Consider the following 8,436-nt stretch of genomic DNA (forward strand, 5'->3'; position numbering starts at 1 on the left):
AAACATTCTCTTAATGTAATTACTATAGTATGAGGTTGTAAACATACATTAGGAGGGAAATTATGAAATCACCGAAAAAGTACGGCGTTAAGACGGCAATTGTAGCGACTGCAGCAACTGCTCTCTTCGTTTCCAATGTAGTCACTACACAAGCACCAAATCAGGCCAATGCAGCTTCATCAAACACAAGAAATGTGATTCTGTTTGTCGGTGATGGAATGGGTACTGCCCAGCGCAATGCCATCCGCCTAGCTACAGTAGGTGAAAAAGGAAATCTAGCGATGGATTCTATGCCATTTGCTGGACTAATTCATACAAGCTCCACTGTCCCTGTTACAGATTCAGCTGCTTCAGCCACAGCCTATGCCAGCGGAGTCAAGACTTATAACGGTGCCATTGGGATGAATGCAGATAAAGAGTCCGTACAAACCATTATGGAATATGCAAAATCAGCAGGGAAATCTACAGGCGTTGTAACTACCAGCCAAATTACTGATGCTACAGGCGCTGCCTTCGGTGCTCATGTTGAAGATCGCTCCAAACAAAGTGATATCGCTCTGCAGCTTCTGACCAAGAGCAAAGTTGACGTTCTTCTAGGTGGAGGCGAAGACTTCTGGTATCCTGCTGGAAATCCAGGTAAGTTCGCAGATGAGCCAGCTGAAGATCCTTCAGAGAAAAGCAAAGGAACGCAGGGGAACCTTGTAGACAAAGCTAAACAGCTTGGATACTCCTACGTAACGAACAAAACCGATATGCAAAAGGCGAAAAACGGTAAGCTTCTCGGGTTATTTGCAAATGAGGAAATGTTCCAGCAAAAGCCAGAGGGTGAAGGAGATATCTACAAACCGGTTGTATCCCTGCCTGAAATGACGAAAAAAGCGATAGACACGCTTGCAGCAAATAAAAAAGGATTTTTCCTGATGGTTGAAGAAGAGGGTACTGACGAATTTGCACACCAAAACAATGCCAAGATGACGATTAAAGCGGGGCAAGAGTTAGATAAATCCGTACAGATTGCCAAAGATTTCGCTAAAAAGAATCCCGATACCCTTGTCCTAGTTCTCGCCGACCATGAAACAGGTGGATTCTCTATTGAAGCCGTAGACGCTGAAGATGAATCAGGTGACGGCATTTCCAAAGAAGATGGTCCATTTGCCATCGCTAACTCCAAACAGAATTTCGTTGTAGACTGGACAACTTCAGGTCATACAGCAGTGGATATTCCAATTACAGCCATGGGCAAAAACGCTCAGTTGTTTACAGGAGTATACGAAAATACCGAAGTATTCACTAAGGTTGCGCAAGCCATGGGTATTAAGGTGAAATAAAGAGATCGAACAACATAAAAGACTAGCCAGACTCTCTGGTTAGTCTTTTTGATTGATGAATCGCAATCCCGGGTTGTCCCTTAAACACTATGATGATCTCCATACCTACTTAGCATCTGTTCGAATAACAAACGTGATTTCCTTAGTTTGGTCTAGCCACTCACCTGTCAGTCGAAATCCCCATATAGTTGCCCCTGATTCATAATCCTTACTATTTGAACTAAGAAAAGCCGCCATATTCGAATCGAACTTAAAAGTAGCTGTCTTATCTGCCTATTCAACATTTACCGGCTCTGCTGTTTCTTTTTTATACTTTAAAGTACCATTATCTTTCAAAATATAATCTGGAAAGATACATTAACTTCTTCTGAATTAGTGTTCCTTTCAAGTGGCTTTAAGACAGATTGAATGACTCTCCCCTTGGATGTAACCGTTTCTTCCTTAATTACAGAATCACTTGCCTGTTCTTGATCGCAGGCTGAAATATAAACAGGAGTACAAGACCAAGGGTTAATAAGTATAGTTTTCTCAAGGAAAACCCCCTTCTTGACTTTTTTGGCGAGATGTACATAGAAGATATCTGTTATACGGATTAATGCATATCCAAGGCGTCCAGTTTATGGGAAAGCTCATGGATTAACTCTAGCTCATGTAATACCATACTTCGGGTATAAAAATATAGCTCTTCAGAGTAATCCAAATCTTTACCGTTCCCAACCACTAGGGATAACTGTTGTAAATGTTCCAGCTTCTCTTTCATGTAAGTCTCTCTGTAATCAAGTAATCTTCGGCGGGCCTCCTGATCCAGTAGCTCATAATAAGCAAGACGAATAGACCATTCATTATCAATACGAATAGTCTCCAGTGAAAATTCGTTCAAGCAGATATGAAACCGCTCCTCACCCTCGGCTGTGATGGAATACACATACCGTTTAGGTCGGTTTTCCTGCATTTCCGTTTTTTTAATCACCCAACCTCGCTTTTCAAACAATTTCAGCTTCGGATACAGCGAATTATTATTAACGATTTTATCGTTACTCATTACGAAAATGATATTTTTTTTAATCTCATAACCATGTTTTGACCCTTTCATTAATTGAGCCAGAATCAAGACTTCAATATCCATATTCATCCTCCGAACTACCGGACTTCATTTCCGGTCATTTTCTTATCTTACCTCAAGGACTGCATTTGTGCCAAATACTTCGTGATTTTATGCACATACTTTTATCGTTCCGTTCGATATTATAGGTTAAAATAACCTAGTTATTTTTAACCTATATATAGAGAGGAAGTTATAGCATGGAATTCGCACATTTGTTCAGCAAAGGTACGATAGGAAATATGGAGCTCAAGAACCGGGTCATTTTGCCTGCCATGGGAACAAAAATGAATGCTCCGGGTGGGTATGTCAGCGAGCGTTTGATTGATTACCATGTAGCACGCGCAAAAGGAGGTAATGGCTTAAATACAGTTGAAGTAACAACCGTTCACCCAACGGCTGCTTCTGAGGATGCTCCAGCCATTTTTGATGATAAATTCATTCCTGGTATGACCCAATTGGCTCATGCCATTCGTGATGCAGGCGGCAAAAGCTGTCTTCAGTTATGGCATGGAGGGAAAGTAACTCCCAACCTGATTCAAGTCTCCTCCTCCCCTGTCCCTTTCGAGGGTGTAACACATATCCCCCGAGAGCTGGAGAATCACGAAGTTATTGAGATGGTTCAAGCTTACGCAGATGCTGCTTCACGTGCGAAAAAAGCTGGATTTGACAGTGTAGAATTCCATGCTGGTCATGGTTATTTGCCACAACAATTTCTAAGCCCAGCGATGAACTTCCGTCAGGATGAGTACGGCGGTTCCTGGGAGAATCGTTGTCGCTTTCCGCTCGCTTGTATACGTGCCATTCGAGAAGCCGTTGGACCTAGGTTCCCTATCTTGATGAGAATCTCTGCTATCGAGGATCTTCCCGGCGGACTTACACTGGAAGATATGAAGCTCTTCTCGAAGCTCGCTGAGGATGCTGGTATTGATGCGATTAATGTATCACGCGGAGTTCCAGCAGGCGCAGCAATTAAATATGAAGTACCACCTATCGATCTACCTGTGGGCTTCAATGTAGATAACGCAGCACAAATTAAATCCGTGGTTAACATTCCAGTTATAGCTGTAGGTCGTATTAATGATCCAGCTATTGCTAATCGAATTATTGCCGAAGGACTGGCTGATTTCGTAGCTATTGGCCGCGCTCAATTGGCAGATCCTGAATTCTGTAACAAAGCATTAGCTGGACGCGCGGACACCATTGTTAAATGTGTGGGTTGTGATCAAGGCTGCTTCGATGGATTCGTAAATCCGAAGGTGCCTTTCATCAGCTGTGTATTTAATCCTGCTACCGGAAGAGAAAGTGAATATGAATTACAGCGAGCGAGCACACCAAAAAAAGTACTTATAGCCGGTGGTGGGCCAGCCGGATTAGAAGCAGCAATCACACTGAAACGTCGTGGGCATTCTCCAATTTTATGCGAAAAGAATAACATTCTAGGCGGACAGCTTTATATCGCTGGTGCCGCACCGCGTAAAGAAGAAATGGCCGTGGCTGCTCTGAATATGGGAGAGACGGCTAAACGTGAAGGTGTAGAAATCCGAATGAATACGGAGGTTACTCCAGAGCTTATTCAAGAAATCAGTCCGGATGAAGTCATTCTTGCAATCGGATCGGCCCCAATTATTCCTCCAGTAGAAGGTGTTCTGAGTAGTCATGTAGTAAATTCACATGATGTATTATGGGGAACAGCTCATCCTGAAGGTCGAGTTGTTATTATTGGAGGGGGTTTGGTCGGTCTCGAGGTCGCTGAGCTTCTGGTCGAACGCGGAAATCAAATCACTGTTGTAGAAATGCAAGCCGATGTAGCAAATGATCTGGGTATCCTTCGTAAAATCTGTGTAATGGAAAGCTTATATGGCCACGGTGTTAGATTAATGACCAACAGCAAGTGCATGACGATCCAAAAGAATAGCGTGATGGTTGAAAAAAATGGGGAGCTTCTCAGCCTGCCTGCCGATTATGTAGTAATCGCAGTAGGATCACGCGCCCTAAACAAGAAAACCCTTCAGAACTTCTTGGAGGAAAGCTCCATTCCTTATCATGTAATTGGGGATGCAGTGCAAGCTCGCAGAGCGCTTAATGCTATTTGGGAGGGTGCAGAGTTAGCTAGACGAATCTAGTTCATATAGTCAATTAGATTTATGAATAAACCCGGCAGGTCGCACCTGCCGGGTTACGTTCTTATCAGAACTATCTGAAAAATCAACTTTCAGGGGCTAATAAGTGTGTTAGTGCCATCACTGTTACATATGTATCGTTTTCGTTTGAACAATAAAGCTCATTAACTCGCCCTCATTCATGAACTTGATCTTCACCCCTGAACGATATTTTCATTCTCATGTCAATGTAGAAGACACGCTAAAATTGAGTATCGGCAGCCCGATAAAAGCAGCATATCTTTCAGCAGCTTTAAACACAGCTTCTTCAGCATTTCCAAGCTCTCTAAATGGATGAATGACTATCTCAATTCCTTTTTTCTTAATCGAACGTTTCCATGTACCTATAACTTGGCCACCAACAACAATCATCGGAAGAAAAACACCATTATTCCCAGGCACAATCAAAGGGGCCGTCTCAGGTTCAAGTACAGCACTCCGGTCTTTATAACCAAGAATGTACTCATCAAAACCCGGAAGTAAATAGACTCCAGAATCTTCCTCTGCGGGAGCTAGTCGATGGTTAGACATCCAAAGCTCGCTGCCATTTATATCCGCCGATTGAAGTTCATTGGTCACAGTCTCCAGCCCATGTCTTGCATCTGTAAGAGTTATACCTGCCCACCAAGCGAAGTCCTGAACGGTAGCTAATCCACGGGCTGTAAAATACCGCAACGCGAGTTCTTGCAACGATTGTTCATAAGATAGCTCACGGCAATCTGGCACCCATTCCTCTAACAATACAATCGTTTGCTTTTTACCATTCATCGGTCCAAAACAAATCAGTCCTTGATAGGCACTATTCCAGAGCATGTGATAACCGCGTTGATTCCCCGTGTGGATGCCTTCCTCTTCTATTAGCTGAAGTAGGACCGAACGATCCATCTGCTTCCCGCCCTTTAGAGCATTCACAATAATTTCTCTACAGCGCTCCAGTGTCTGATCATCAAGTCCAAGCTCAGCCATTCGCCGCTTCGTTTGTGATGCTAAACGCGGTGCAGAGAGTTGTAGCATCCATTTTACATCTTCTGCTGGGACGAAATGAAGCGTACCTCGCAGCGTCCAAGTAAGTATAATCTTACGGTCAGCGATTGTACGCTCTATATCAGCTAATTTGGTAGCAGGAGAACGTAGTCCGATGGCCCAAACCGCCTGCATATAGTCTTGCGCTTGCATAGCCCCCATTTTTTTCACGACCTGCTCTGGTGTGTGATGTAAAGAGCCTGCAATCATTTGATTATACAACCTACTATTTGCAATAAGGTTATTCGTCACACTACTCCCCCTTTTCAGAAATGCATCCTCAAATTATATACTTCCAGTTATTTAACAAAATGGTTAAGTTCTTGCTCATGTCTATGTCGATATTACTATTGATTCTATTGAAATACGAGATTAAATTAGAATATGAACTCCATTCCATTGCATAATGTGCAATAGAAAGTCATATACAGACCTCAAAAAAGGTTTCTGTTGCACTTCACCACCACCGCTCTCATATAAGAGAGGATCGGTTTCAGTTGTTGTTCTGCCACTAAGTAATGTTTTGAAGAACTTAATCTCTTACGTCATAACCAAAAAGTTCATAAGCCCCGAGACGCGATCCACGTCCAGCAACAATCTCTGCTCTACCGCCTGATAACAAATCCAATGTTGCAAAGTCCTCATATGCACGTACAGGATCTTCTGTACTTAGCACAGTTGCTGAACTGACAAGCTTTATACGTTCGGTTGCATTTGCAATGGCTCCAAGGACAACCGAGGCAGCTGAGGTAATGAATTTCGGTTGATGACTCTCGCCTACCCCAAATACATCTAATCCAGCATCCTCAGCTAATTTGGCAGCCGCTACGATCTCTTGAATCCGTTGTCGTTCACTAATTGCTTTACCTGTTAAGGCGTCTGTGGTGTGATCACCTAACGTGTATAAACCTAGCTCCAACCCTTTTTTCTCATCGATTCTACATTGTTCCATCATGATTATGTCCTTTTTTCATAGTTGTATTAGGTTTAGCGGATAGGATGAAGCTTCGATTCAATCTCTTCACGACGTTCTTCCAGAAATGAAGGTAAGGTCAAATTCTCTCCTAGCGCGTCAAAAGTTTCATCAATCTCAAATCCTGGGCCGTCTGTAGCAAGCTCAAAAAGAATATGGTTCTGATCCCGGAAATACAAGGAATGGAAGTAATAACGATCAATGACCCCTGAATTTTTATAGCCTGCAGCAGTGATCTTGGCGGCCCATTCGCTTAGTTCTTCGATATCCTTCACGCTTATAGCCACATGATGGATGCTCCCTCTACCTGGTCTTTCCCGATCTTTATCATTTACTTCTTTGACGTGGAGCTCGGTGTATAAACCACCCTTCCCCGTTTCATATATATCTACCATCACTTTCGAATCCCCCATGGAGGGTACCGTCCGACCTTGTGTATAGCCCAAGATATCTTCCAAAACCGCCTTTGTGCGGCCAGCCTCACGTACAGTCAATTCAACGGGTCCTAACCCAACGATGGCATACTTTGGAGGGATGTCTTCTGTAATCCACGGTTCAACTAACTCGATACCGTTATCTTTTTCAGCCGATACTAAATGGACTGTCAATTCATCTCTATCATAAAAAGTAAGCGACTTACGTTCCCCGATACTTACAATCGCTTCATGAGGAACTTCAAAAGAATCTAATCGACTAGCCCAATACGACAAGGCTTCATCGCTAGGAACAAGAAGGGAGAAAGAGCTAATACTGTTCGTCCCTTTGCGGGTCTGACCTGCATTTGGCATTTCAAAGAAAGATACTTCGGTTCCAGGAGCACCGTTACGATTTCCATAAAATAGATGGTACATGGATGGATCATCTTGATTGACCGTTTTCTTTACAAGTCTCAGTCCCAGGACCTCTGTATAAAACCATAAGTTTTGTTTAGCGTCCTTAGTAAGCATAGACACATGATGTTGTCCGTTTATGGGTTGTTGTTTCATTTTAAAAACCTCCTAATGAGTTTTGTTAAATTAAGTTTACTAGTATACTGATGAGGAAAAAAGTAAGCTTTATTATCAATAAAGCTTTTGCGTCACTACTCGACACCTCGCGGGAGTCGATTCTCATCTTGGCTATGTCGATGAATCTTTTTAAGCATGCTGTAAAACACTTTCTTCTCCTCATCTGTCAGTGGATCGAATAACGAGGCTTGGAAATCCGATTGCAAGGGCAGTACCTTCTCAATAAGTGTTTGACCCTTTTCCGTTAAAGTAATGTACTTCACTTTCCAATCCTGTTTGCGTTCAATCCATCCTTCTTTCTCTAATCTACCAAGCATATGGGATACGCCACCTTTAGTAATGGTTAGATGCTCGGCAATTTCCATCTGTGTTACAGGCTGATGTAATAATATTTGTACCAAGGTATCGAATTGATTAACTGTTAAGTTAAATTTCTTCAAGAATTCATTGGAAAGATCGTTACTATTCTCATATACCTTAACCAGCCGCAACCAGATCAATAAGCTTAATTGGTTATCTTCAGTGAATCCATTATTTCTCATTTGGTCACGTCCATCGTTTGTTTATTTTATGTGTTATTTGATTTGTTAATATGAGTATACTAGTAAACTGACAAGGAGTCAAGCTCAGTAGAAATCCTACACGCTTGCCAAATACCACTCCAGAACACTCTCCGCTCGGCTCAGCGTATTAGCAACTTCCCTTTGACCAACCCTTATGAACCGGTTCAACTACCTCCCATGTAGAAGCATTCGGGATGTCACTATAGAATGAAATCATTTCACCCCCCCTTTTAATTAGATTGTTACACTCAAATAGAAAAATTTTCTTATTTATTTCT

At 42.4% G+C, this 8,436-nt stretch carries 6 protein-coding genes and 1 pseudogene; 2 read left to right on the forward strand and 5 right to left on the reverse strand.

Annotated elements, in window-relative coordinates; translation table 11 throughout:
- Positions 1-62 precede the first annotated feature (62 nt).
- The gene (locus ACWNM1_RS29555; RefSeq protein WP_449603772.1) at positions 63-1,328 is read left to right on the forward strand and encodes an alkaline phosphatase; all 1,266 of its coding nucleotides are present in this window, start codon (positions 63-65) and stop codon (positions 1,326-1,328) included.
- A gap of 592 nt (positions 1,329-1,920) precedes the next feature.
- On the opposite strand, the gene ACWNM1_RS29560 is transcribed toward ACWNM1_RS29555, so the two are convergent.
- Entirely contained in the window at positions 1,921-2,454 is a 534-nt protein-coding gene (locus tag ACWNM1_RS29560; protein ID WP_341052876.1) for a PadR family transcriptional regulator, read from the reverse strand.
- A gap of 176 nt (positions 2,455-2,630) precedes the next feature.
- On the opposite strand from ACWNM1_RS29560, the gene baiCD reads away from it, so the two are divergent.
- Complete coding sequence (baiCD, locus tag ACWNM1_RS29565) at positions 2,631-4,556, forward strand: bile acid Fe-S flavoenzyme BaiCD (protein WP_449603773.1); 1,926 nt, start codon at positions 2,631-2,633, stop codon at positions 4,554-4,556.
- Positions 4,557-4,772: 216 nt separating this feature from the next.
- Here the strand turns inward: baiCD and ACWNM1_RS29570 are convergent, their stop codons facing one another.
- The 4 genes and pseudogenes from ACWNM1_RS29570 to ACWNM1_RS29585 all read right to left on the reverse strand — a co-directional run bounded on the left by ACWNM1_RS29570 (position 4,773) and on the right by ACWNM1_RS29585 (position 8,137).
- Positions 4,773-5,867 (reverse strand): winged helix DNA-binding domain-containing protein, encoded by a 1,095-nt coding sequence (locus ACWNM1_RS29570; RefSeq protein WP_449603774.1) that lies wholly within the window; start codon positions 5,865-5,867, stop codon positions 4,773-4,775.
- A gap of 283 nt (positions 5,868-6,150) precedes the next feature.
- A pseudogene (locus tag ACWNM1_RS29575) lies at positions 6,151-6,567 on the reverse strand (LLM class flavin-dependent oxidoreductase); the annotation flags it as partial.
- A 35-nt stretch (positions 6,568-6,602) separates the two neighbouring features.
- On the reverse strand, positions 6,603-7,574 hold the full coding sequence (locus ACWNM1_RS29580) for a ring-cleaving dioxygenase (protein ID WP_449603775.1): 972 nt from the start codon (positions 7,572-7,574) through the stop codon (positions 6,603-6,605).
- Between the two features lie 95 nt (positions 7,575-7,669).
- A complete protein-coding gene (locus ACWNM1_RS29585; protein WP_449603776.1) occupies positions 7,670-8,137 on the reverse strand; it encodes a MarR family winged helix-turn-helix transcriptional regulator in 468 nt (155 codons plus the stop codon).
- Between the last annotated feature and the right edge of the window lie 299 nt (positions 8,138-8,436).

It is taken from the genome of Paenibacillus sp. Marseille-Q9583, assembly GCF_976954365.1.

Excerpts from the sequence above, each read along its gene's own strand:
- ACWNM1_RS29555 (WP_449603772.1), top strand. The coding sequence starts at position 63 with ATGAAATCACCGAAAAAGTACGGCGTTAAGACGGCAATTGTAGCGACT.
- ACWNM1_RS29560 (WP_341052876.1), bottom strand. The coding sequence starts at position 2,454 with ATGGATATTGAAGTCTTGATTCTGGCTCAATTAATGAAAGGGTCAAAA.
- baiCD (WP_449603773.1), top strand. The coding sequence starts at position 2,631 with ATGGAATTCGCACATTTGTTCAGCAAAGGTACGATAGGAAATATGGAG.
- ACWNM1_RS29580 (WP_449603775.1), bottom strand. The coding sequence starts at position 7,574 with ATGAAACAACAACCCATAAACGGACAACATCATGTGTCTATGCTTACT.
- ACWNM1_RS29585 (WP_449603776.1), bottom strand. The coding sequence starts at position 8,137 with ATGAGAAATAATGGATTCACTGAAGATAACCAATTAAGCTTATTGATC.